The sequence below is a fragment of the Limnospira sp. genome, assembly GCF_051859755.1.
GTDB classification, from domain to species: Bacteria; Cyanobacteriota; Cyanobacteriia; order Cyanobacteriales; family Microcoleaceae; genus Limnospira; species Limnospira fusiformis.
The window spans coordinates 12226-37595 of sequence record NZ_JBIMLI010000006.1; the positions used below are offsets into that span (position 1 = coordinate 12226).

Annotated in this window: 18 protein-coding genes; 12 read left to right on the forward strand and 6 right to left on the reverse strand. The window is 41.7% G+C overall.

The window, feature by feature from the left end; all coding sequences use genetic code 11:
- Positions 1–152 precede the first annotated feature (152 nt).
- Both ACTIE0_RS02025 and ACTIE0_RS02030 read left to right on the forward strand, forming a co-directional pair.
- A complete protein-coding gene (locus ACTIE0_RS02025; protein WP_006667905.1) occupies positions 153–1250 on the forward strand; it encodes an ATP-binding protein in 1098 nt (365 codons plus the stop codon).
- Positions 1247–2989 carry an EAL domain-containing response regulator gene (locus tag ACTIE0_RS02030; RefSeq protein WP_006621638.1) on the forward strand — a complete coding sequence of 581 codons (1743 nt, stop codon included), beginning with the start codon at positions 1247–1249 and terminating at the stop codon, positions 2987–2989. The genes ACTIE0_RS02025 and ACTIE0_RS02030 overlap by 4 nt, the downstream gene beginning before the upstream one ends.
- On the opposite strand, the gene ACTIE0_RS02035 is transcribed toward ACTIE0_RS02030, so the two are convergent.
- Positions 2983–3945 carry a threo-3-hydroxy-L-aspartate ammonia-lyase gene (locus ACTIE0_RS02035; RefSeq protein WP_006621637.1) on the reverse strand — a complete coding sequence of 321 codons (963 nt, stop codon included), beginning with the start codon at positions 3943–3945 and terminating at the stop codon, positions 2983–2985. The two genes, ACTIE0_RS02030 and ACTIE0_RS02035, sit on opposite strands and share 7 nt — an antisense overlap.
- Before the next feature lie 2 nt (positions 3946–3947).
- On the reverse strand, positions 3948–4697 hold the full coding sequence (locus ACTIE0_RS02040; RefSeq protein ID WP_006621636.1) for an ABC transporter ATP-binding protein: 750 nt from the start codon (positions 4695–4697) through the stop codon (positions 3948–3950).
- Positions 4698–5059: 362 nt separating this feature from the next.
- Here ACTIE0_RS02040 and ACTIE0_RS02045 point away from each other — a divergent pair, with 362 nt between their 5' ends.
- Together ACTIE0_RS02045 and ACTIE0_RS02050 are read left to right on the forward strand one after the other, a co-directional pair.
- A complete protein-coding gene (locus tag ACTIE0_RS02045; RefSeq protein ID WP_006621634.1) occupies positions 5060–5431 on the forward strand; it encodes a DUF1622 domain-containing protein in 372 nt (123 codons plus the stop codon).
- 50 nt (positions 5432–5481) lie between these two features.
- A complete protein-coding gene (locus ACTIE0_RS02050; protein ID WP_006667904.1) occupies positions 5482–5958 on the forward strand; it encodes a bifunctional alanine racemase/tRNA (adenosine(37)-N6)-threonylcarbamoyltransferase complex ATPase subunit type 1 TsaE in 477 nt (158 codons plus the stop codon).
- Here the strand turns inward: ACTIE0_RS02050 and ACTIE0_RS02055 are convergent.
- Complete coding sequence (locus ACTIE0_RS02055; protein ID WP_006667903.1) at positions 5955–7127, reverse strand: FAD-dependent oxidoreductase; 1173 nt, start codon at positions 7125–7127, stop codon at positions 5955–5957. The two genes, ACTIE0_RS02050 and ACTIE0_RS02055, sit on opposite strands and share 4 nt — an antisense overlap.
- 592 nt (positions 7128–7719) lie before the next feature.
- Between ACTIE0_RS02055 and ACTIE0_RS02060 the strand changes: the two genes are divergently transcribed.
- The 3 genes from ACTIE0_RS02060 (at position 7720) to ACTIE0_RS02070 (ending at position 13181) form a co-directional block, all read left to right on the forward strand.
- Positions 7720–7923, forward strand: coding sequence for a hypothetical protein (locus ACTIE0_RS02060; RefSeq protein WP_006667902.1), 204 nt, complete (start codon positions 7720–7722; stop codon positions 7921–7923).
- Positions 7924–8183: 260 nt separating this feature from the next.
- Complete coding sequence (locus ACTIE0_RS02065) at positions 8184–9017, forward strand: hypothetical protein (RefSeq protein WP_006667901.1); 834 nt, start codon at positions 8184–8186, stop codon at positions 9015–9017.
- Between the two features lie 153 nt (positions 9018–9170).
- Positions 9171–13181 carry an ATP-binding protein gene (locus ACTIE0_RS02070; protein ID WP_190590856.1) on the forward strand — a complete coding sequence of 1337 codons (4011 nt, stop codon included), beginning with the start codon at positions 9171–9173 and terminating at the stop codon, positions 13179–13181.
- Positions 13182–13214: 33 nt separating this feature from the next.
- On the opposite strand, the gene ACTIE0_RS02075 is transcribed toward ACTIE0_RS02070, so the two are convergent.
- Both ACTIE0_RS02075 and ACTIE0_RS02080 read right to left on the reverse strand, forming a co-directional pair.
- Entirely contained in the window at positions 13215–15635 is a 2421-nt protein-coding gene (locus ACTIE0_RS02075) for a serine/threonine-protein kinase (RefSeq protein ID WP_006667898.1), read from the reverse strand.
- 383 nt (positions 15636–16018) lie between these two features.
- Complete coding sequence (locus ACTIE0_RS02080; RefSeq protein WP_006667897.1) at positions 16019–18496, reverse strand: serine/threonine-protein kinase; 2478 nt, start codon at positions 18494–18496, stop codon at positions 16019–16021.
- A 171-nt stretch (positions 18497–18667) separates the two neighbouring features.
- On the opposite strand from ACTIE0_RS02080, the gene ACTIE0_RS02085 reads away from it, so the two are divergent.
- The 3 genes from ACTIE0_RS02085 (at position 18668) to ACTIE0_RS02095 (ending at position 21232) form a co-directional block, all read left to right on the forward strand.
- Positions 18668–19102 (forward strand): hypothetical protein, encoded by a 435-nt coding sequence (locus ACTIE0_RS02085; RefSeq protein WP_006621624.1) that lies wholly within the window; start codon positions 18668–18670, stop codon positions 19100–19102.
- Between the two features lie 178 nt (positions 19103–19280).
- Positions 19281–20861, forward strand: coding sequence for a hypothetical protein (locus ACTIE0_RS02090; protein ID WP_432430797.1), 1581 nt, complete (start codon positions 19281–19283; stop codon positions 20859–20861).
- Positions 20862–20881: 20 nt separating this feature from the next.
- On the forward strand, positions 20882–21232 hold the full coding sequence (locus ACTIE0_RS02095; protein ID WP_006621622.1) for a DMT family transporter: 351 nt from the start codon (positions 20882–20884) through the stop codon (positions 21230–21232).
- 206 nt (positions 21233–21438) lie between these two features.
- On the opposite strand, the gene serS is transcribed toward ACTIE0_RS02095, so the two are convergent.
- Positions 21439–22734, reverse strand: a complete 1296-nt coding sequence (gene serS, locus ACTIE0_RS02100) for a serine--tRNA ligase (RefSeq protein WP_006667894.1) — start codon at positions 22732–22734, stop codon at positions 21439–21441.
- A gap of 392 nt (positions 22735–23126) precedes the next feature.
- Between serS and ACTIE0_RS02105 the strand changes: the two genes are divergently transcribed.
- The gene (locus tag ACTIE0_RS02105; RefSeq protein WP_006621620.1) at positions 23127–24440 is read left to right on the forward strand and encodes an ABC transporter substrate-binding protein; all 1314 of its coding nucleotides are present in this window, start codon (positions 23127–23129) and stop codon (positions 24438–24440) included.
- A gap of 10 nt (positions 24441–24450) precedes the next feature.
- Positions 24451–25368, forward strand: coding sequence for a carbohydrate ABC transporter permease (locus tag ACTIE0_RS02110; protein ID WP_006621619.1), 918 nt, complete (start codon positions 24451–24453; stop codon positions 25366–25368).
- Positions 25369–25370: the final 2 nt, after the last annotated feature.

A 25370-nucleotide genomic window follows, 5' to 3' on the forward strand; every position in this document is an offset into this window, starting at 1 on the left:
GTGAGGGGGAGTTGTTGAACTCGGAAAACCCTGGCTTTGATGGCTAGTGGGTTCAGTTTCACTTAGCACTCTTATCATCAGAGAAAATTATTATAGATACTTCACCTATTATTGTTGGACCGGAGACTAAAATAATTGATGCGATCGCTCTAATGAAGGAGTTGGACGCACAAGTTGTTTTGGTTGTCAATGACAGTACCCCGATTGGTTCATTCAGCGCCAAGGAGGTAGTCGATGTCGTGTCGAAAAAAATAGATCTAAATGAGACTAAAGTGGCAGAAGTAATGAAGGAATTACCACTGGTCTTCAAAAAGTCACATTTGCCGAATATCTCTAGCCTAATTTCATTATTTAATAATGCTAAAACTGATTTTTGTGTCGTAGTTAATGACGAAAATCATTTATTGGGATTAATTTCGAGTTACCGACTTTTACAAATTCTGAACAATCCCATATTATATCAATCAGTTTATCAACTCCAAGAACAGCTTGATATTCTGCAAAGTGACAATGATGATTGGCGGGATGAGACCCAAGCACAAATAGACCAAATACAGGCAGAATTTCAAGACCTAAAAACTCGTTTAATTACGACAATTTCCCATGAGTTAAGGACTCCCTTAACTACTATTTCTTTCTCGGCTGGATTATTAGAAAGTTATAGTCAGAGAATTTCCGATGACAAAAAACGCACCCATTTTCAGAGAATCAGGGTAGGAATCCAGCAAATGACAGAACTTTTAAATGATATTCTCATCATTGAAAAAGCGGAATCTGGCAAGTTAATCCCCCATCCCGTGGTGGTGAATCTGAAAGAGTTTTGCGCTAACTTAATTGCGGAAATTCAACTAACCACGGATAAACACAATTTAATTTTTACCTGTCCTAGCAGTTTCCCGGATACCAGACTTGATGAGTATTTAATCTCACAAATACTAACTAACCTGATTTCTAACGCGATTAAGTATTCCCAGGCGGGGGGGGATATTAAAATAGACTTGACTTGTGAGGATGATCGGGTTATCTTGATGATTAAGGACTCAGGTATTGGCATTCCTAAGTTGGATCTCAAACACCTATTTGAGCCGTTTCACCGTGGTAGCAATGTGGGGAATATATCAGGAACAGGACTGGGGTTGCCTTTGGTGAAAAAAGCGGTAGATTTACAGCTTGGTGAAATTCGGGTGGAAAGTGAAGAAGGAATAGGAACAACTTGTACAGTTATCTTGCCATCTAAATTAGAGGAATGAAAAAAATTCTGATTATTGAAGATGAAAGATTGGTCAGAGAGAACTTGGTGGAACTGCTAACATTTGAGAATTTCCAAGTGTTGGAAGCTACCGATGGTCTGCGGGGTGTTAAACTGGCTGAACAGGAGCAACCTGATCTGATTTTGTGTGATGTGATGATGCCGATACTTGATGGTTATGGGGTTCTCGCACAGCTTCGACAGAACCCGAAAACGGCAATTATTCCGTTTATTTTTATGACGGCTTTAGCCGATCGCATGAATACCCGCAAGGCTATGGAGTTGGGTGCTGATGATTATATTACTAAACCCTGTTCAGCAGCGGAGCTAATGCGATCAATTACCGTGCGTTTAGAAAAATATTCCAATATGCAACGGTATTATCAAAATAATCAGAGTCAAATTGTATCTACAGAATCACCACTGAATCAACTGTTGGACTGGGACGGAATCACTAATTTACCGAATCGTTTGGCTTTGCGCGATCGCTTTGAACAAATTTTAGAGAATTTACCAAGTTACGATTCGGGATTAATTCCCATTGTCTGTTTGAGTGTAGATAGATTTAAGCGGATTAATGACATCCTTGGTTATGAGTCGGCGGAAGCACTACTTAAAGCGGTGGGAGAAAGACTGGTTAAAGCTATGGATAATCAGGGGACTGTAGCTTATTTGACCAGTGGAGAGTTTGCGATTATTGGTGAGTTCACTGGCTCGGAAAATCAAGTCCATGAGCAAGCCCAACTACTCAGGGATGCTGTGGCTGAACCCTTATTAATTAGGGGTCATGAAATTGTGATTATGTCTAGTATGGGAATTGCTCTGTATCCTCTTCATGGTCAGGAGATTGATTCGCTGTTAAAAAATAGTCAAATTGCTTTAAATTCGAGTCGCAGTTATGGAGGAAACCGCTGTACAGTATATCGAGATAGTTTACAGGTGATCTCAGCGGATAGTCTGGCTTTAGAAGCGGATTTGCAAAAAGCGATCGCCAGGAATGAGTTACAACTTTATTATCAGCCAAAAGTCTGCTTAAAAACTGGTAAAATTGTGGGTGCTGAGGCTTTGCTGAGGTGGAATAGGCGCAATAATGGTCTAGTCCCACCGGCGTTATTTATTCCTTTGGCTGAAGAAACAGGTTTAATTCAAGCTCTTGGAGAATGGGTAGTTAAAACGGCTTGTAATCAAATCAAAAATTGGGCAAATTTAGGCCTGTTAATTCCGGTAGCGATTAATGTTTCAGCTGATCAGTTTAATCATCCTGATTTTTGCCACCATTTAAGGGAAATTTTACAAAGTGAAGGGGTAGATCCGGCTTATTTGGAACTAGAGTTAACCGAAAGTATCTTGGTGAAAAATGAGGAGTTATCTATCCGGAAGTTAAAGGAATTAAATTCTCTGGGTTTAAAAATTGCCATTGATGATTTTGGGACGGGTTACTCTTCTCTTAACTATTTAAATAAGTTTCGTTTTGATACTTTGAAACTAGACCGTTGCTTTGTGAAGGATGTTGATAAAAATCCGAAAACTCAAGCTATTGTGAAGGCGGTTACTATGATGACCAAACAACTTAACTTAAAGGTGGTGGCGGAAGGGGTACAAACGGAAGAAGAACTGGCGTTTATTTATGACAATTTATGTGATGAAATTCAGGGTTATATTTTCAGTCCCCCCCTGACGGCTGCTCAGTTTGAAGGTTTATTAAAAAGCGATCCTGATTTTAACCTACCCAATTATTGAAATAAAGCGATCGCCTCTTTTAAATCCACATTACCGCCACTAATAATCACCCCAACACGACGATTAGCAGCGGGGACAATTCCCGAAAGTAAAGCGGCTGTGGCTAATGCTCCGGTGGGTTCTACCACCAATTTTAACCTTTCCCATAAAAACCGCATCGCCTCAATAATTTGAGTTTCGGAAACCGTTACCATATCATCAACAGTCTCTAGGATAATCGGAAAGGTGAGACTTCCCAAATAAGGTGTTCTCGCGCCATCAGCAATAGTTTGGGGGTTGTGAATAGTCTGGAGAATTTTAGTCTTAAATGACCGGGTAGCATCGTCTGCTAAAGCGGGTTCAACGCCGATAATTTGACAAGCCGGAGAAAGTTGGCGAGTAGCGATCGCACAACCGGAAAGCAAGCCACCGCCGCCACAACAAACTAACAATAAATCCAATTCTCCTACATCCTCAATTAACTCTAATGCTGTAGTTCCCTGTCCGGCGATAATATCGGGATGATTATAGGGGGGAATAATGGTAGCATTTCTTTCCTCGGCTAGTTGTTGACAATATTTTTCTCGCACTACTTCCGAGGGATTATACAGGACAATTTCCGCGCCATAATTGGCTGTAGCCGATCGCTTGACAGCGGGGGCATTGTCTGGCATAATGATAGTGGTGTTGATTCCTAGAATTGACCCGGCTTGTGCGATCGCTTGGGCGTGATTGCCGGAGGAATAGGTAAACACGCCCTGTTGCCGTTTCGGATCTAGCAAAGATAGGGCATTGAAAGCACCACGAAACTTAAATGATCCGGTACGTTGGAAATTCTCGCACTTAAAAAAAACCGTCCCCCCAGTTAGTCGATTCACGGTGGTAGATGTAACCACTGGGGTGGGCTTAATGTAGCCCTGGAGACGTGCGGAGGCGGCAGCAACTGCGTTAAAGTTAACTGGTAACTGGCTATCCATGGTTAGTGCTGAATTTTGCCATCTTCGAGATGTAGAATGCGATCGGCCACATCAATGATGCGGGGGTCGTGAGTCACCATTAACACCGTCGCGCCGTCTTCCTTAGCCAACTTCCGCAAGACATCAATAACCGCGTGACCGCTGGTAGAGTCTAAGGCTGCTGTAGGTTCATCAGCCATAATCAGTTTAGGACTTCCCGCCAACGCGCGAGCGATCGCTACCCGCTGTTTTTGCCCCCCAGAAAGGTCACGGGGTCGCAAATGCTTCTTATCAGCCAAACCCACTTGATCGAGCCGTATTTGGGCTTCCTGACGCGCTCTCCGTCCACGAATGCCTTTGATATTTAGGGCAACTTCCACATTTTCCGCGGCCGTGAGTGCTGGAAACAAGTTAAATCCCTGAAAAATAAAGCCAATATTCCTTAGCCGAAACTGTGCCAACTGTTGGCGAGACATTTGGGTAATATTTTCGTCTAACAACATGACTCGCCCGGCTGTGGGGGTGAGAAGTCCGGCTAAAATTGAGAGTAATGTGGTTTTACCAGACCCACTTGGTCCCATCAAAAGTTGTATGTCCCCAGAGCGAACTTGCAGGTCAATGCCTTTGAGGACTTTAAAACTTTGCCGTCCAGATTGATAAATCATTTCAATCCCACAGGCCCAAATCGCGATCGCTTTGGGATCATGGTTGCGTTCAGCCATTAGGCTTTTGCTTTTGGCTAAGTTCGTCCAATTTAAGTTAGAAGTGATCATTGATGACTCTCGATCTGAAGATTAGCGACTGCTTACTGGCACGGTCTTTAAAACTTTACTGGTAGTTGTGACATGATCGGCAAAAAAATTGGGCTTCCATTTAATTATGACCTATTGGATAGTGGCAGTTTGGTATCAATATGACATTTGGGTAACTGTCACTGTCGGGGTCAATCTTTCCCCTGGGTTCAGGGGGGAGTCCAATTTTGGCTGGCACTTGATTCCCAGAATTCTATATATATAATAACCTGAAACCCGGTGGGTCTGTCTAGTGGTAGCCTTGCCCAAATCGCGATCGCTGATTCTGATCTGGCTGGCACTACTAACATAGCCGGGGTCACTCTACCTAGCATGAAAAGCTTATGGAATGGTTATATACGGCTGAGGCTGGACTCAAACTGCTAGTTGATTTGGCGAAGTTTTTATTAGAGACCATTTCGGTTTTTTGTGTGTTATTTGGCGTGGCGAAAACCGGACAACTGGCGATTCGATTTTCTCAATTTAAATATGATGAGTTTCTGTTTATTGAGTTACGGATTAGGTTTGGGGTGTGGTTGGCATTAGCCCTAGAATTTCAACTGGGGGCTGATATTCTGGCGACTACGGTAGCGCCGACGGAGGAAACTCTAATTAAATTGGGGGTGATTGCTGTGATTAGGACGTTTTTAAACTATTTCCTGAATAAGGAACTTGAGAAGGAGTTTGACTTTAAAAAAAATCATGGAAACAAATAAAGGAGTTTTCTGGGTGGGTGAATTAGTAGAATTGAGCAAGGAGTGAGCCGATGAATGATGCGGTTATATTATCTCTGGCTGATGCGATCGCCACCCAAGCTGTGGGGGTGAAATTGGGGCGATCGCTTGGTGCTAATAGTTTAATTCTGCTAGAGGGTAATCTAGGGACAGGTAAAACTACTTTAGTGCAAGGTATCGCTAAAGGTTTGGGGATTTCCGAATCAGTGGATAGTCCGACTTTTACTTTGATTAATGAGTATACAAGCGGACGGCTTCCTCTGTATCATTTGGATTTATATCGCCTGAATGAGTCGGAAATTGAGGGGTTGAATATTTCATTGTATTGGGAGGGGGTGGAGGTGGAACCGGGTATGGTGGCGGTGGAGTGGTCCGAACGTCTCCCCTATCGTCCGGCTGATTATTTGCAGATTATTTTGAGTCATACTCCCCAAGGCGATCGCCAAATTAAATTGATTCCCATGGGGGAGTTGGTGATAGAATTGGATGGGTTAATTGACCCGGTTTAACCAAGCTGGGTAAAGTGGCTCATAAATTGCCGATCAATATGGTCTTTCCATTGCCAAATTAGGGGATGGGGACCCAGACGAAAACAGCCGCGTGAGGCGATCGCCTGTTGGTCCCCTGTACTAATTAGGATTAAAAATTCTTTCTGCGGTCGATAGGCTCGTAGGGGTTGTTGGTTGGCTTTGCGTCGCAGGTTTTCCGCCAGGGGTTTTCCTTGACGGACCGCGAAAACTCCGGCTTTGGGTCGGGGATGGTTTAACATGGTGGCGATATCTCCAGTCGCGAAAATATCAGGGTGAGAGATAGACTGAAGGTAATCGTTAACTAGGATAAATCCTTGTTCGTCCGTCGCTAGTCCTGCGTCTTTTAACCAGGTGGCGGCGCTGGCTTGTGTCACCCAAAACAGGCGATCGCATTTTAGGGTTAATCCTGATTGACAATGAATAGTATGGGGGGATTTTCCTTCGATTTCCGTCACGGTTTCCCCTAGGTGTAGTTTGATACCTCTCTCGCTGAAAAGTTTTTGCAAACGCTGACTAACCTCCCGGTGGTGTTGGGGAATTAGGCGATCGCCTTTTTGAAATAGATGTAACTCTAGGTGATTTTCTGGTAGTGTGCTGTCGAGACCAGAAATCTGTTGGAGACGGGAAAATATGGCTAGGCTTAATTCCACTCCCCCCGCGCCGCCGCCAACCACTGCTAATCGCATTTTCTGCGTCCGGTTTTCCCTCACCGTTTCCACAATTTTATCCCAGTGGTTCAGAAATTTAGCAATAGGTTTCACCGGAATGGCCTGTTGTTGGACACCGGGGACCGTGATAGTGTTGGGGGTACTACCTATATCTATGGATAGGATATCGAAGGGGACGGGGGGACGGTTGGCGCACAGGACTTGATTCGTTTGTAGGTCTAAACCAATGGCGCGATCTATCAATAGTCTGGCTTTCGCCAAATTGGCTAAGGCTTGCACATCTATATGACAATCGTTAAACTTATATAGTCCGGCTATATATCCCGGTAGCATCCCCGAATAGGGAGTATGGTACACATCAGAAATTAGGGTGAGGCGTAGTCTGGGAATAGGATTGATGGCTAATTCTTTGAGAGCGATCGCATGGCTGTGACCCCCTCCAATTAGTACCAGGTCCTTAACAGGGGTAACAGAAAACATCGCTTAACTAAGGGAAACTCCGTTGATTTTCATGTTTTATTGATATTAATCCCCAGCAAAACTAGGTTAAATATCAGCGAGTTGGCTGCCCAAATCCATGATTCCGACACCCATAATATTTTACCATAACTCGATAAAAAAAACTTGATTAAATTTTTCTAAAGATAGCGATCGCTATGTGGTTGGGGGAATGTTGGCTAGGTAGACAGTTAAGCACTGATTTTCTACTGTAACCCCCAGGCCATAGCCTCCCAGAGTCATGCGGGGATCAGGGATTTTAACCTGTTGATAGGATAGATTTAGTTTTTCCTTAACTTAATTCCAGGCAATTTGTGTATAATGTTATAACAGTGAGCGATCGCGAATGTACCAGAAATTTTTGGGAATAGGGAAATTGATAGATTGGTGTAATTGAATACAAATCTTGTTAGCATATTTTGAAATCAATTAGCAATTGCGATCGGTAATATGGCGCATCAGAAAATGTAGATAATACTTCACAACTTATTCACAAAGGCTACCTAGACTGGGTAAACAGAGCTTAATAAATCCGCGTTAACCATCAACTTTGATCAACTTGGAGTTTTAAATTATGAGTACCTGTCCTTGCTGTGGTTCACCTATGTTAAGGCATATCAACCATAACCGAATTTATTGGTACTGCCAACACTGCCACGAAGAAATGCCTAACCTGTCTTTTATAGTAAGTCTCCAACGATCTGCAAGTCGGATATCTAGCCCCCTTGTGGCTCTGAGTTTTGAGGAAACTAACCTAGAAATGCCAGTGCTGGCTTAGTTTTTCCGACTAAAAGGCAGTAAAATGCCTAACTTGTATATTTGTATATACGATACCTTTTGGCTAAATCCGGTTTCTATCTACACAAAGGCTGCAATATACCCTCGCAGGGTCATGACCATATCACTCCATGAGCAAAATCATCAACTCCAACTAATCACGAGGGTATTGGCAAATTTTCCAGAAAATTGATTAAGTGGCGATCGCTAAGGTAAATTGAGCGATAGCTACTATGCAGCAGCCTTGATGGAAACTCCAATATGTCCACGGAACGATCGCAGTCTTCTGAACCCAAGCGACCATTACCCTATTCACCACCGCCTAGGTCTCAACGTCACCCTTGGCGGGATTTGGCGATCGCATTATTACGGAAAATCATTAAAATTTTGGAAGGCACCATTGACCAATTGGAAGCCGACCCTCAAATTCCCCGTCGTCGCCGTGGTTATGTTTGGTGGTGGGGTGCAATTTTATTAGTCATATTTGGTGTAGGACTGCTGCTGTTCTCGAAGTCTGGACCGGAAACCGCTACCAATTATCAGAGAGTTGAGGACATCCCACCAGTGACCACAACCGAGACACCGCCACAGGTCCCCGTCACTGCGGAAACTATTTCCGAACCACCAGCCGAACCAGAAACCCCAGAACTTCCTGAAGCCGAACCCCCTAACCCGGAAACCGAAATAGAGCCGGGTCGTTTACCTCCAGAACTAATTACCCCGAAGGCGGCGGAACCTGTGGGTTTGATTGCTTCTACTTTGACTGTGGAACCTTCTTTAACCAACTCAATTCGCGATCGCCTTGCTAAACTAACTAAAGCCTATGGCGAGGATTTGATTGGGTCAGTTAAAGCGAATTTTGCCGGGAGTTTATTAGAAGTGGAGATTAGCGATCGATGGTATCAGCTAGAATCTAAATATCAAAGTCGTTTGGCTAATCAATTATTTAAGCAAGTGCGATCGCTCGATTTTACTCGTCTGGAAATCCGAGATCGCGATCGTCAGCTTTTAGCTCGTAATGCCGTCATTGGATCTGATATGATTATATTTACTCCCTTGAAACCTGGCGTTATGGAACTTTCCGACCCTCAATAACCGGGAAAAAATCATGCCAATGACATCTTGTAGCCATAATTTGGGGTTCATCGAATCATCGAGGGTAGCCACCTCAAAACTAACTGGGATGATGAGTAATCAATCAGAGTTGATCATCCATACTGTGATTTCACCCCTTTGTAATCTGAACCTATGTTAATCAAATTATTAAAGCAGAGAACCTCTAACCTATTTGAGCAAGTCCCTCTCAAACAGATAATTATTGTTCCTTTTGTGCTTCAGCTATTCGCCACAGTGGGAGTCACAGGATATCTATCTTGGCGCAACGGTCAGCAGGCGGTTATGGATATAGCTAACCAACTGAGTGAGCAAGCAACTAATCGCGTCAAAAGTAATCTAGCCAAATTGTTACAACGTCCCCATCTTTTATCTGAAATTCTGATTAAAGATACTATTCAAGGAGATATTAGCTTTGATGATATTGAAAGATCCGAAAAATTCTTATGGAGAATTATACAACTTTTTGAGAATGTCTATGCTGTCTATATTGGCAATGAACAAGGGCAATTTATTTATGTGAGTCGGGAATCTGATGGTTCTTTTCGAGCCAAAAGTGTCGAAGAATCACCGAATCGCTTATATTATATGATCACACCAGAAGGCGCGCGAGGTGATTTTTATAATCAAACTATCTATGACCCGCGAATCCGACCTTGGTACACTAAAACTCTCGCCTTAAATGCACCAAATTGGAGTCCAATTTATGCCTTTCCCAATGGTAAATTAGGGATTACTGCATCCCATCCACTTTCTGACAGTCAAGGTCAATTGATCGGCGTGATTGGGGTGGATTTTGTGCTAACTTTAATTAATGATTTTTTGGGAGGTTTGGAAGTTAGCCCAAATGGGGAAGTTTTTATTGTGGAATCCTCCGGTTTATTAGTGGCTTCCTCCACTAATTTTCCCCCCTATACAATGGATGATCAAAATGTAGCCCAACGCCTGCATATTTCCCAGGTTAATCACCCCATAATTAGCGGCACAGCAGCATATTTTAGCCAAAATTTTGAACATTTAAGCCAGATTAAAACCAGCCATCAAAGTAGCTTTTATATCAACGGAGAAAAGCAGTTTCTTGATGTCGTGCGTTATCAGGATAAATGGGGGTTAAATTGGCTGATTGTCGTCGTCATGCCAGAGTCAGATTTTATGGGCAGAATTAATCATAATGCCAAAATCACTTTTATGCTATCTCTTGTGGCTTTAGCTATTACGATTTGTATCGGTATATTCATGGCTAGTCGGGTAACTAGACCGATAGTTAACTTAAATAAAGCAGCCCGGAAATTTGCCCAAGGTGATTGGGAACATACCGTCCATATTTCCCGTTGTCAAGAAGTCGGAGAATTAGCTGAATCTTTTAATCAAATGGCCGCACAAATTCGGCAATCTTTTAGTGAATTAGAAGCCCAAAACAGCCTCAGTGAAGCATTAAATCGCCAGCTTTCTGACCGAGAATATTGGCTTAAACAATTCCTAGAAGCCTTGCCAGTTGGCGTTTTAGTTTATGATAAACATGGCAAGATATACTATGCCAATCAAAAGTTAAAAAAATTATTCAGGGCTGAACATATCCCAGAGGTTTCTTTAGAAGAATTTGCCGAGATAAATCATTTATATTTAAGTAGCACAGACCAGCTTTATCCCACCAAAGCATTGCCGTTAGTTAGGGCATTAAAAGGCAAAACTGTTCCCATTGAAAATATCGAAATTCGTCACCCAGATCAAACTATTTGCTGTTCCCTGATGGCTACACCAATTTTTGATAGTGAAGAAGATATTGTTTATGGAATTGGAGTTTTTGAAGATATTACTCAGCGCCGACAAGCCGAGATTGAACGCCAAAACTTTACCAAGCAATTGAAAGAGAAAAACGATGCTCTCAAGCGTATGGATGAACTCAAAGATGAGTTTCTCGCTAATACATCCCATGAACTGCGTACTCCTCTTAATGGTATGATTGGCTTGTCGGAATCAATGCTGGATGGTGTCGCGGGACCTTTAACAGAACTTCAGCGCCAAAACTTGTCTATGATTGCTAAAAGTGGACATCGTTTATCTACTCTAGTTAATGATATTCTTGACTTCTCCAAATTGCGCCATCAAACCTTAGAACTACAACTGCAACCTTTAGGTCTGCGGGAAATTGTCGAAGTTGTTGTAGTGCTAAGTAAACCTCTGATTGGCAATAAAGATATTGAGTTAATTAATGAAATACCTGATGATTTTCCGGCGGTTAATGCTGATGAAAATCGCCTCCAACAGATTCTGTATAATTTAATTGGTAATGCCATTAAGTTTACCGATTCGGGAACTGTGAAAATTACCGCCTCGGTGTTAGATACAGACGCGAATAACTCCATGGCTGTGATTAATATTTCTGATACTGGTATTGGTATTCTCCCAGAAAAACATCATCGTATTTTTGAATCCTTTGAACAGGGTGATGGTTCAACGGCGCGACAATATGGCGGCACGGGTTTGGGTTTAGCCATCACTAAACAGTTGGTGGAATTACACCAGGGTAAAATATGGTTAGATTCGGTGGTGGGGTCGGGTTCTACTTTTTCCTTTACTCTTCCTATCAGTGAGGAAATACCAGAAACTACTGCTAAGGCGGACTCACTACTGGTTAATGAGGCGGCGCTGGTGAATGCTGATGTATTGTGGGATGCTGCTATACCAGAAACTGAAAATAATCAATCTATGGCGGGGTCTAAGTTGGCTCCAGATAACAATCAGTTTAAAATTATGATTGTTGATGATGACCCGATTAATTTACAGGTTTTGGCGAATTATCTTTATTTGGAAAATTATGCTGTTACTCAGGCTACTAATGGTATGGAAGCCCTGAAAATTTTAGAGTCCGGTTTTATTCCCGATCTGATTTTATTGGATGTGATGATGCCTCGCATGACTGGTTATGAAGTGACGGAAAAAATTAGGGAAGATTGGCCACCTCATCAACTGCCAATTATGATGTTAACGGCGAAAAATCGGATTTCTGATTTAGTGGTGGGACTGGAATTAGGCGCGAATGATTATTTATCTAAACCGCTGAATAAAGAGGAGTTGCTGGCGCGGATTAAAACCCACATTCGCATTAAAAAACTACGCACCGAAAAGGCTCATATCCGCAAGACTTTTGGGCGATATGTAACTGATGAAGTGGTGGCAAATTTGCTAGAAAGTCATGAGCGTTTGCAGTTGGGGGGAGAACGACGGACTATCACGATTTTAACTTCGGATTTGCGAGGATTTACGGCAACTTCTGAACGTTTAAATCCTGAAGAAGTCGTCAAGATTCTGAATTTTTATCTGTCAACTATGGCGGATATTATTACTCATTATAATGGGACCATTGATGAGTTTATGGGTGATGGGATTTTGGTGCTATTTGGTGCGCCTAATGTCCGGGAAGATGACCCGCAGCGAGCGATCGCCTGTGCGGTGGCTATGCAGTTGGCTATGGAGTCAATTAACCAAACTATGAAGGCTTGGGGTTATGCTAATTTAGAGATGGGAATTGGGGTGCATACGGGAGAGGTGGTAGTTGGTAATATTGGTTCAGAAAAACGAACTAAATATGGGGTGGTGGGTAAGAATGTTAATTTAACTTATCGGATTGAATCTTACACCACGGGGGGACAAATTCTGATTTCTGAATCTACCCTAGAAGCGGTAGGGAGAATGGCGAGAATTACCGGAGAAAAACAGGTGCAACCCAAGGGGGTACAAAAACCGATTACCATTTATGAATTGGGAGGAGTGGGTGTACCTTATAACTTGTATTTAAAAAGGGAAAAAGAGTTATTTGTGGTCCTACCAGAACCCATCTCTTTACAATATACGGTTTTGGAAGGAAAGCACGTCGGGGAAAATGTCTTTTCTGGTACTATTGTGGAATTGTCGGCGCGGGAAGCTAAGGTTCAAGCTGAGTCAGAGGATGAGGCTTATTTACCTTTACCTATGACTAACATTAAGCTGAATTTTAGTAGTGATATGTGCGGTTCTGGTGCGGAAGATGTCTATGCTAAGGTGTTAGAATATCCAGCAGAACCAGGTCATTTTTACATTCATTTCACGGCAAAATCGCCGGAACTAGAAGCTAAGTTAACTGCCATATATCAAGGATTAAGTTGATAGTTGATAGCCCATCATCAATGGGTAGTCTTTTCATGATTGCTGTCTCCTCCATATAGCAACGGTTCCGTTTTGACTGCCTCCTATTAAGGTGTCATCATTAAGGAAAAATACGGAGTTAATGACGGCGGGAATATCTGTTAAGGTATTCAGTAGCTCTCCGGTGGCTCGGTTCCAAATTCTGACAGTGCGATCGCCACTACTACTGGCAATTTGAGAGGCATCGGGACTGACGGCTACGGAGAGAATTTCCCCTTGATGACCTGTGAGGGTTATGGTTTCTTGTCCGGTTTGTAAGTCCCAAATTTTTATGGTATTATCACTACTACCACTGATGATATTTTGACCATCAGGAGTAATAGCCACGGCTCGGACTTCTCCGTTATGTCCTTGTAAACGGTGGCGTAACTCACGCATTTCTAAATCAATAACATGAACAGTGCGATCGCCTGAACCCGTCACCAGCCAGCGACCATTAGGACTAAAAGCCAGCGCATAAACTGTTTCTGAGTGTTGAGTATGGTTATACAAAACTTGTCCGGTACGGCGATCCCAAACTCGCACAGTATTATCAGCACTGCCAGAAGCAATATTTCTATTATTAGGGCTAATTTGTACTGTCAAAATTGGGGCTGAGTGTTCCAATGGTAAATACAATTCTCGGGTTTGTAAATTCCATTCCAGAATCCGCCAAAATTCCGTCCCTGATGCTAATTCAATGCCATCACTACTAAAGTTGACGGACAGAATAGCCGATCCATCTCCGGTGAGTGTGGAGATATTTTCCCCGGTTTGTGTATTCCAGAGTTTGATAGTATTATCCCGACTGCCACTAGCAATTATTTCTCCATCATTACTAGCTGCTACTGACATTACAGGGGCTGTATGACCTGCCAAAGTCGTTAGGTCTGCCTGTTTCCAATTAACCACACTTTGGCATTGTTCAAGCACTGTCTGTGCTTGGGGATGATAGCTAGAAGATTCGGGAATTTGTTGGGCTTGGGTAATACAACCTTGGTAGTTTCCCGCTTGTACCAAATCGGCGACTGTCTCAAACTGTTGGCTATAAAGTTGTTGTTGATTGGCTCTGGTTAGTTGTAACTGTTGCCATCTTTGATATTGATACAACAGGAAAAGTAACATAGCGATCGCCAAAGAAATACCCCCAATCACCAACCAAAAAGACGGGCGCGGACGAAAAGCGACGGATGATTTAGGCTGTTTATTAGCCACTTCAGTACGGGGATTATCTCCAAAGATATCTAAGATTTTACTCCACCCAGATTTGGGTAAGACATGAGATTTAATCACCTCGACATCTTCATCATAAATACCTAACAATTCCTTGAGTCTATCTAGTTCACTTTGCGTTTCAGCACTAAAAGGATATTGCTGTTTAACTGCTGCTATTAATGCCTGTTCGTAACGTTCTCCCTTCTCACGATACTTACGATAGGGATTAAGTATTTCATCTTCTAAGGCTTCTGCTTCTTCCTTGGATATTTCTAAAGTGACTCGCAGTTCCTCCAAAATTTGCCTACCAACTACGGAAATATCACCTTTATGACTAGCGCAGCGTTGTATTTCTTCTCGGTAAGTTTGGAGTTTACTAAAATCGGTGGGACTGCGATCGCCCATGGTTCGCAAAGCAGTTAAAACCTCTTCCGCCGATTGATACCTTTCCCGATAGTCCAACTGCACCATGCGATCTATAATGTCGGCAAATTCGGAACTAACAATAGTTAAATGCCTCCAGAACAACTGTCCTGGGTTAGTATGATAATTTTCTCGCAGTTGTGATAATTCATAACTAGGAAGTCCGGTTAAGGCTTGAATAGCGACCATACCCACGGCATAAATATCGCTATTGAGGCGGGGGTTACACTCGAACTGCTCAATAGGCATATATTCTATGGTTCCAATCGGACCTGTGGGGGGGTTATGATTTTGGCTAAAACTAATTTCTTTAACCGCCCCAAAATCCAATAGCATTAACTTTCCGTCCGAGTCTCGCCTGAGTAAATTACTAGGTTTAATATCTCGGTGAATTACTCCGAATCTATGGACAAAAGTCAGGATTTCTAGGACATCGTAAATTATCTGAATTACCAGGTTTTCTGATAGGGGATGACCGGGCCAAAATTCATCAGAGAGGAGATGACCAGGAGTGTAAGACTCCACTAGATAAAATTCTTCGTTTTCCTCAAAATAAGCTAAAAGTTGCGGAATTTGATCATGTCTAGATAATTTTTCCAGAATCTTGGCTTCCTGGCGAAACCGACGACGGGCAATATTCAGCAGCTTGATATCTTCTACCAAAAGTCGCAAATGTTTGATAAAGCAGAGGCATTCCCCTGGGCGACGGGTGTCTCTTGCTAAAAACGTACTACCTAGATCCCCAGACTCAATAACTTCTAGGATTTGATACCGTCTGTCTAAAAGTTGGTCAATCATGATCCATATAAATACTGATGTAAATTCAACCGGTAGACAGTAACACTATAATTGTTACAACCGTTTTCCGATAGTTTATCCGGGTCTAGTAGACTCAGATAGATATGTAGTAAGTAGACGCCCTGATGTTCTGATTATCTCAAATATACTAGTTCTGTTACTACAATATCATATTGATGAGAAAATTTACATCTAAAATTGTGGCAAATTTTTGAGAGACTTATACCAAAAAGTTTGGCAGCCTACAATCCTCTTCAATGCTTGGGTTTCCGGCAACAATTCAGATGGTATAGGGGACTGGATACCCCTACGGGTAATGGTCTGTCGTTGCCACCCCCCCCCAGGGCTAAAATCCTGATGGTGAACCCCCCCATAACGCCAGATTATCGCTGCCAGACTACAACTGTTCCATCCTGAGTGCCTCCGATTAAGGTGGCGGAGTTAATACCAAAAACTAGAGAATTAACTACGGCTTGAGGGTTAGTTAAAGTATTAAGTAATTCCCCAGTTTTTAAGTTCCAAATTTTGACGGTTCTATCCCGACTACTACTAGCAATTTGTGTCCCATCTGGACTGACAGCTACGGAAAGAACTGCGCCTCTATGACCTGTTAAAGTTATCACTTCTTCTGCTGTTCTTAGGTTCCAAATTTTGATATTGTTATCTGTACCACCACTGATAATTTGCAGAGCATCAGGAGTAATCGCAAGCGATCGCACTTCTCCGGTATGTGCTGGGAATCTATGGCGTAACTGATCTATCTGCCAATCAATAATATGAATATTGCCATCCCCTGAACCCGTAACCAACCAACGACCATTGGGGGTGAAGGCGACGGAATACACAATAGTCGAATGCTGATTGTTGTTATATAAAATTAACCCAGTTCTCCGATTCCACACTCGCACATTACCATCGGCACTTCCGGTGGCGATCGCTCTATTATCAGGGCTAATTTGTATAGCTTCAATGGGAGAGCCTCCGACTAATGGGGGATACCATTCAATGGTTTCCAGATTCCATTCTATCACCTGAGATAGTTGAGTTCCGGCTGCTAATGATAAGCCATCGTTACTAAAATCTACGGAGAGAATAGCTGATGAATTGCCTACAAAATTTTGCAGCACTTCCCCGGTTTCTATATGCCAAAGTCTGGTGGTGTTATCTCGGCTGCCACTAGCAATTATCCTGCCATCAGGACTGACAGCAACTGACTGGACGGCGGCTGTATGAATGGGGAATGTGTTAACTTTTGCTTGTTTCCAGCTAATCACATCTTGACATTGGCTGAGTAACTCCTGGGCGACAGCATACTGAGGTGAAGACTCTGGAAAAGTTTGGGCAGCGGTAATACAATCTTGATAGTTATTGGCGGCTAATAATGACTGAATATAGTCAATTTTTTCGGTATCAAGTTGTTCTTTAATATCGGCTTGTGCTCGGGATTGTATCCAGTTATTATATTGATATAATCCCCAACCTAAACCGATAATAGCTATGATAATTCCACTAATGACAAATCCCCAACGCCAGGACAGAAGACGATCGCGATCGGGATTTAATTTGCTTAAAATCTGATTTAACCAAGATTCCGGTAAAATTTGAGCCTCTATCAAAGCTACATGATCATCGGAAAGACCTAATAACTGCTGAAGTCGCCTTAATTCTTCTCTGGTTTCTCTGGTTAACGGGTATTGTAAAATATTGGCTTCAATGATAGCCATATCCTGATCAGAAATTCCCAACATTTTTTGCAGTCGGTCTAATTCTGCTCTGGTTTTCTTGGCTAATGGATATTGCTGTATAATGGCTTCGGTCAGGGCTTGTTGATAGCGATCGCCTTTCTGGTGATCTCGACGGTAAGGATTAAGAATCTCGTCTTCCATGGCTTTGGCTTGGGGTTCGGAGATTTGTAAACTCACTCGTAGCTCTTCTAAAATTTGGCGACCTACTACTGATATTTCCCCTTCATAATTGCCGATGCGCTTAACTTCTTCTCGGTATCTTTCGAGTTTATTGGCATCAGTTTGAGAAGGATTACTGAGATTATTAATATCTGCCAAAACTACCTCGCTTGACTGATATCTTTCTCGGTAGTCTGGTTTAACCATGCGATCGATAATCTCGGCAAACTCAGGACTAACAATGGCTAAATCTCGCCAGAATAATTCCCCAGCATTGGTCGGATGATTTTCTCGAATTTTTCGTAATTCATAAGCTGCCATTCCAGTTAATGCTTGAATAGCAATCATTCCCAGGGCATAAATATCGCTATTCAAGCGAGGATTACACTCGAATTGCTCGATGGGCATATATTCTAAAGTGCCAATTCTCGCCGTAGGAGGATTATTATTTTGGTGAAAACCAATTTCTTTAACCGCCCCAAAATCTAATAACATAATTTTTTGATCTGCATCCCGCCTCAGCAGATTACTAGGTTTAATATCCCGGTGAATTACTCCTTGATCATGAACAAAATTCAGGATTTCTAGAACTTCTGAGACGATGGCAATTACCGAATTTTCTGATAAAGGTTGACCGGGTAAAATTTCCTGGGCTAGGGACTGTCCATTTATATAGGATTCGACCAGATAAAATTCCTGGTTTTGTTCAAAATAAGCCAGCAGTTGGGGGATTTGGTCGTGGTGGGATAACTTTTCTAGAACCTCGGCTTCCTGTTGAAAGCGACGGTAAGTATTCTTAAATAATTGGGGATCTTCTACCAAAAATCGTAGATGCTTGACAAAGCATATAGGTTCCCCAGGGCGACGGGTATCTTTGGCTAGATAGGTACTCCCAAATTCCCCCGACCTGATTATCTCTAGGATCTGATACCGTCCATCTAAAAGTTGGTCAATCATCTGATGTCCTACCAGTGCTAAATTGTATATCATACCGCAAATTTTATCATTTGAGGTTGATGCAGTATAAAATAGATTGACAGATAGTGGTCAATAAATGGATCTGATGATTAGGGGTTCTGTCCCTAATGGCGATCGCTTGTTGGGTAAGTTTTGCAGAAAAAAATAACCATGAATATTCACCGATTTTGGCTAATTATGCTAGGAATTTTGGTAGGGGTATCCCCTGGGTCTTTAACCGTGATGCCAACACCTATGGCGCGCGCCCAAACTACCCGCCGAGAATTGCAACTTAGTCAAACTGGTAGTGGGATTTATTCCGTTAATAGTCGCTTTCAAGAATCTATTACCGCCGCCTCTATTAATGTTGATAGCAGTGGTAATGCTGAACTAACCTTTTGGGATAGTCGGGAAAATCCGGTCAAGTTAACGGGTAATATAGCCCGCGAAACGGCTTCTGGTTTGGAGATGACAATTACTGGGGCGACAATTCCCGGAGTTATCGGAACTGCCAATATTCGCTATAATTCCCACAATGAGATTAGTTCTATTTTTGTGGCTGGAACTATCGAAGGACAGCGATTTTCTATTAATTTTAGTCAGTAGAATTGGCTGGAACTATTAATATCTTAATAGCTGGCTATCGGGGTAATTTGCCGTCAATTTTTATGGGTATACTGACCATGAATTTGATGTTAAAATAAAGTTCTAATTGGTTTTAAACAAAATGATAAAATCCCAAAACCAGACGGATTCCTGGTTAAAATGGCACGCAATCACTTTAATTTCTGGCTGGATTTTAACAGCGATCGCCTATGGAAACATCATCAACTCTTTTTTCTTATCGGATGATTTTAACTGGATTTATCAAATCAAAACCAGAGGTGTATTTGGTGTCTGGACAACCCCACCAGATGTGTTTTTTCGTCCCCTAATTTCCCTAACTCTATTTGCTGATTATCAACTGTGGGAACTGAACCCCCTTGGTTATCACCTCACCAACTTATTTTTCCATGGCTTAAATGCTTTTCTGGTTTATGCAATGTCTCGGCTGTTGTTTAGGGGTGCAGATCTAGCCGGAAAATTAATTAATATTTTCTCCCTAGTCTCCGGCTTTATTTTCATTATTCTTCATAGTCATGTTGAAGCTGTTACCTGGATATCAGCCAGATCCGATCTCGTCGCTACTTGCTTTGGCTTGGCGGCATTTTGTGGTTATCTTAAATATAAAGAAACCGACAATAACCGATTATTTTTTATATCATATATCCTATTTTTTCTGGGTTTACTATCCAAAGAATCAGTCATTATTTACCCAGAATTAGTATTGTTATATGAATTATATAATTACCTGAATAAAAACAATTATATTAATTTATTAAAAATACTATATTTGCCGCTAATGTATGCCTCGGTTTTGCCAATTTATTTGGGGCTAAGATACTTGGGAATTAGACAATTTTTAGGAGGCTACGGAAGCGGGGTTCACACCAACTTTAATCTTGACATTATCCAGCGAGGTTTGGCTTCTAGCCTCAGAATTATCATTCCCCCACTTCCTAATATTCCAGAAGAAAACTGGGTGATATTTTTTGCCATATTCATGACCATTATTTGTACTTTTGTGGTCGTCTGTTTGTGCCGACAAGGGGTTTATATATTAATTGCAAAATTAGCAATTCTTTTGTTAGGATTATTTGGCACTTCTTTATTACCTGTGATTAATATTCGCATTTCCTTGTCCAATACAGAAGGGGAAAGACTCCTATATTTACCATCGGCATTTTTGGTGATTTTATTGGTATTAGTTATTGGTGTTTCTCTGGCTAGATTTCGTGTACTTTTAGCTATTCAATTCATGATTATATCAATCATTTTATCTTATTATTTGTATAGCTTTAATCAAAACTGGAATTTAGCCGGGAACATAGCTAAACAAGTAATTGAAAGCATTGATCAGGAAATCCAAGGACGCAGAATGTTTTTAATTAATATACCAGACAACTTAAATGGAGTCTATATTTATCGCAATGGCTTATATGCTGCTGGCCAACTTTTTGCAGAGTCAGAAATTGAATTACTCAACAATGCCACATTTAACAATTTGATTAATCCCTCGAATGCTTTAAATATTAACCGCATTGGCGATCGAGAATACTGGGTTAAACTATTATCACCCGGTACTTATTTTATGAATGTGCATATTCCCTTTGACCAAAGATTAGAAACCCAAAACTTTATAATTTCTGATGTGGATTTTCAGACTATGCAATCTTTTCGCATTCAAATAAAAGACAGGATTCAACCTGGGGAAGTAGGTTATTACTCTGGCGGCAGAGTCATTAACACTAAATGGCTAGAATAAATTAGGTTAAATGGTATCCTATGAATTTTTATTTAAGTGGTTGGGGATTTTTGATTTTGGCAGCAATTAATAACTGTGTCGGTAGTCTGCTGTTAAAAAAATCGCGACTGGTAGCTACCGATCCAAGTTTGTTAACTCTGTTGCTTTCTCCCTGGTTTATCGGTGGCATTATGGTCTATGGAGTTAATGTGATTTTATTTGCGAAAGCATTAGATCAGCTTCCGGTTTCGACTGCTTATCCAATTTTTGCCGGAATTAGCTTTACTTTAATTGCGATCGCCGGAAATTTACTATTTGGTGAAAGATTTGATTTGAATCAGTGGATCGGACTTTCCCTAATTTTTACTGGTATCATTATTATGTCTCGCTGAAGAATGTCTATGGTTGAGATTATGGTTAAAGAATTAATTGAACCTGTAAATTCGCTAATTCGTGTTTTAAAATTCATGGTGATCTTTACAATTCACTAACCAAATTTTACCAATAGCTGATATTCAGAAACAAGTTAATTTTTATCTTGGGGTTAAGCCTAAGCAAAACCCCACTCTTTTTTTTAAGTTAACATACCAGCCAAATTTTACAAAACCTCTCGCCCCAAATAAGGCTGTAAAACCTCCGGAACCTTAACGCTTCCATCCGGCTGCTGATAGTTTTCTAAAACGGCAGCCATAGTTCGTCCAACCGCCAATCCCGAACCATTTAAAGCATGAACAAACTCCGTTTTCTTTTTCTTTTTCTTGGGGTCGCCTTTGGCTTCCCGGAACCGAATATTGGCACGTCTGGCTTGAAAATCTTTAACATTAGAACAACTCGAAATTTCTCGGTAAGTTCCTGCTGAAGGTAGCCATACTTCTAAATCATAACATTTAGCTGCTGCAAATCCCAAATCTCCCGTACACAATTCTATCACACGATAGGGTAATTTTAAAGCCTGTAAAATACCTTCAGCATCCGCCACTAATTTTTCATGTTCTAACTCCGAAGTCTCTGGGTGTACTAATTTCACCAATTCCACTTTATTAAACTGATGCAGTCTAATTAGACCTCTGGTATCCTTTCCATAGCTTCCCGCCTCCCGCCGAAAACAGGGAGTAAATGAACAGTGATAAATGGGGAGTTGTTCACTTTCTAAAATTTCATCACGATATAGGTTAACTACCGGAACTTCTGAAGTAGGAATTAACCATAAATCGTCATCAGCACATTTAAAACTTTCTTCCGCAAATTTAGGTAATTGACCTGTAGCAGTTAAAGATATACTATTCACTAGCAGGGGTGGTATAACTTCTAAATAGCCATTAGCTGTGTGGGTATCCAGCATAAATTGAACTAATGCGCGTTCTAATGCCGCGCCAGCCCCCACTAAGCTAACAAAACGACTTTGGGCAATCTTTACCCCTCGTTCAAAGTTAAGAATTCCTAGCTTTTCTCCGATTTCCCAATGGGGTAAAATCTCGGCATTTTGGAGTTTATATTCATCTCCCCAGCGGCGTACTTCCACATTTTCGGCTTCACTTTTTCCCTCTGGGGTGGTGTCACTAGGAAGGTTTGGTAAAGGAAGTAATAGGCTAGTAATTTGCGATTCTAGGTCTTTTTCTTGGGGTTCTAAGTCACTTAACTGGGACTTGATTTGCTGTCCTTCTTCCCTCAATGCTTGAATTTCTGGCCCTTTGGGGTCGGTTCCAGATTTGATTTTTTCTCCTACAAGTTTACCGATCTCGTTGCTGCGGGTTTCTAGTTGAATGCGTTGCTGTTCAAGTTCCCGCCGTTTTTCATCTAATTCTAAGATGGCTTCTAGGTCATAGTTTCCTCGACGGTTGAGGCGTTGTTGAATCTCTTGTGAATTTTCCCGAATCAGTTTAATGTCTAACACTGGTCTTTCCTAAATTATCAAGGTCTGATTAATTAATCTTCAGAAGATTTTACTAGCCTCGTGTCTATAAGTCAATCTAATTTTTATTCTAGTGGTTGGGTCAGCGATCGCCAGATGATAATTAATGGCTAAAAATATTTTTTAATTAGGTGATATTATCTTACCTTAAAGATTAATAGCATCAATCAATCTGATGTGTGTCAGATTATACAGAAATTTTCCGATGGCCACCCCCTAAATATTAAGTAATCTAAAGTTGCCTTGCCATAATCCTCAAAAATTTGTATAATCATAACCCAAGTGAACTCTAACCTGCATTTGATACCAGGGTAAATCAGGTCTATCTCCAGATATAGGGATTGTTTCCGGTTGTCAATTGCAAAAATTTAGTAATGTTACAGAAACACAGAATTAATCGTCAAATCAATAGCCGCTTACTTCATCTAAAATATTCGAGATTTTGGCGAAATTTGGGATTAGCGATCGCCAGTTTATTAGCGGTATTGTGCGTTATTATTCCCGCCTTTAGCCAACAACCCGTAACCGTGAGGGTGTTAGTCCAAGCCTTGGAAGCAGCCCAATGGCAACCCCTGGTTAAAGACTTTAATGAAAACCACGAAAATATCCGCCTAGAAGTCATCAGCGGCCCCAATAACACCAATTTAGTCGAAGACCTATATACCTCGGCTTTTTTACTCGGAGATTCTCCCTACGATCTCGCTTATATGGATATCGTTTGGGTACAAAAGTTTGCAGCAGCCGGGTGGTTATCTGATTTATCGAATCGGGTGACTCCAGGACAGTTACAGGCGTATTTAGAAGGGGATATTGACGGGGGACGCTATCAAGATAAACTTTACCGAATGCCTTTCCGTACAGACGGAGGAATGCTGTATTATCGGACTGATTTATTAGAAAAAATTGGCGCAGAACCTCCGGACACTTTCGATGAATTAATAGAGATATCCCAAAGGCTACAAGAAGAAGATTTAGCCCAATGGGGTTATTTGTGGCAAGGTAGACAATATGAAGGTTTATCGGCTATGTTTACCGAAATTTTAGAAGGTTCTGGAGGATTTTGGATCGACCCAGATACCCAAGAAGTCGGGTTAGATAAACCGGAAGCGATCGCCGCTGTGCAATTTCTCCGAGATACCATTACCAAAAACATTTCTCCCCCTGGAGTTACCACCTACGCCGAAGAAGAAACCCGCCGCCTATTTGAAAGTGGTAATACTGCCTTTTTAAGAAACTGGCCTTATGTTTATTCCCTCGCCTCCAACTCAGACATAGCCGGAAATTTTGCCATTAAACCAATGGTACACGCCCCCGGTAAAAATAGTGGTGCTTGTTTAGGAGGTTGGGGATTTGGCATTGCCTCCACTTCTCGCCATAAAGACGAAGCCTGGGCGGTTATCAACTTCTTTAATAAACCAGAAGTTCAGCGCAAATATTTTTTAGAAACTGGTTATGTTCCCTCCAGAATATCTCTATTTAATGACCCGCCATTAGTCGAGAAGTTTCCCTATCTTCCCAACTTATTGGAAGTAGTGCAGAACCCAGTTTTAAGGCCTCCGATCGCTCAATATGCCCAGGCTTCTGATATTTTGCAACGGTATCTCAGCGCCGCCCTAACCGGAAGCAGAACCCCAGAACAAGCCATGCAAGCTGCCTCCAATGAAACCCGCGCCTTGTTGAATCGATAACTAATTAATCATGAATGAAAGAATTAACAATCAGATGGAACGCCAAGAGAAACTCACCGGATGGATCTTAATAGCACCAGCTTTGATAATTCTTGGCTTTGTGTTTATTTATCCGATAGGTAGGGCATTTTGGTTGAGTTTATTTACCAATAATTTAGGCACTCAATTACAACCAATTTTTGCGGGATTATCCAACTATCAGCGCCTAATTGGAGATGGTCGATTTTGGCAAACCATGTGGAATACTAGCGTTTTTACCATCATCTCTATTTTCTTAGAATTGGTGATTGGTATGGGCATCGCATTAGTGCTAAATCAAGCCTTTTTTGGGCGAGGTTTTGTCCGCACATCTTCCCTAATTCCTTGGGCGTTACCTACAGCCGTGATGGGGTTAGCTTGGGCGTGGATTTTTAATGATCAGTATGGGGTAGTTAATGATATTCTGACCCGCTTAGGATTCATTGATAGCCCCATTACTTGGCTAGGCGATCCTACCCGCGCCATGTTAGCTATGATTATCGCTGATGTGTGGAAAACCACCCCTTTTATTGCCATTATTCTCCTAGCTGGTTTGCAGTCGATTTCTAGTGATTTATACGAAGCCCATGCTATTGATGGCGCTAACCAGTGGCAGAGTTTTTGGCAAATTACCATCCCCTTAGTTATGCCTCAAATTATCATTGCTTTACTGTTTCGGTTTGCCCAAGCATTTGGTATTTTTGACTTGGTGCAAGTCATGACTGGCGGGGGACCCGGTGGGGCTACAGAAACCGTGTCTATTTATATCTATGCTACGGTGCGCCGATATCTGGATTTTGGCTATGGTGCTGCCTTAGTTGTAGTCACCTTTTTACTGCTGATTTTAGCTGTGGCGATCGCTGCCTTTTTCCTATCAAGAACTCGCTTAAATGTTATGGGAGGTAAATAATC